This window comes from Streptomyces lushanensis (genome assembly GCF_001700515.1).
GTDB classification, from domain to species: Bacteria; Actinomycetota; Actinomycetes; order Streptomycetales; family Streptomycetaceae; genus Streptomyces; species Streptomyces lushanensis.
Genome location: NZ_MAUD01000731.1, coordinates 1 through 852, shown reverse-complemented (window position 1 = coordinate 852; position 852 = coordinate 1). Strand labels below are relative to the sequence as shown.

Annotated in this window: 1 pseudogene; it reads right to left on the bottom strand. The window is 71.0% G+C overall.

What is annotated here, in order from left to right:
* Nucleotides 1-852 (bottom strand): annotated as a pseudogene (locus BFF77_RS32655) (helicase associated domain-containing protein); the annotation flags it as partial.

Genomic DNA, 852 nt, shown 5'->3' with positions numbered 1-852 from the left:
CATACGCCGAGTTTCACGGTCACTGGTTCGGTCTCGTCGTCGACGGTGATCTGCTCGGTGTGCCCGCGTGGGACGGGTCGGTGGTGGCCTTCGCGTTCGACCCACTGCGCGAGGGCCGCAAGTCCCCGCTGGAACGCCTGCTGCGCCTTGCCCGGGCCCTTCACTGTACGCGCGGCCACGAGGGCGGGGGCCGGCTCCTCCAATGGCTTGATGCCCAGCACGGTCAGCCGTTCCTGCTGCTCGGGCAGGAGCCGCGCCCAGACGGCCGGCTGCTTCTGCTGCTGGAGCCATGTGCCGATGTCGTCGCCGTCCATGAGTACGCCGGGCTGAATGTCGGGCAGGTGGCCGTCGGCGTCGACCAGGTCGGCGAGGTTGCGGTAGTGGCGTTGCCAGTCCTGCGGCCCCGGGCAGTCCCAGTCCGGGTCGATCGCGGCGCAGCTGCGCCGCGCGCTGCTTGGCCCGTTTCGGGTCCTTGCCTAGGCCCGTCTTCGCGCCCTTGCGCCGCAGGTTGGCCATGTGCTGCCCGATGGGCACGGGACAGTCGCCGGCCGGATCGTCCCAGATGGCGTCCTGGCGGGGTGCGAGGTGCCCGGTGGCCCGCCGGTACGACCTGAGTGCGGCGAGCTTGGCCTCCCAGGCTTCCTCACCCGGCTCCCACACCATCCCGGCCTCGGGCGCGTCCAGCAGCTCCTTGCGGTGGGGGTCGAGTGCGCCGGCGCGCAGCGTCTTGCGCTGCTGGTGCACCCACCGCCCCAGGGGGAAGTCCTTCGTAACCCCGACCTCGACCTCGGTGTCGTACGGGACGGCGTACAGGCCAGTGATCTCATTCTCCTTGCGCCAGCGCAACAGGGC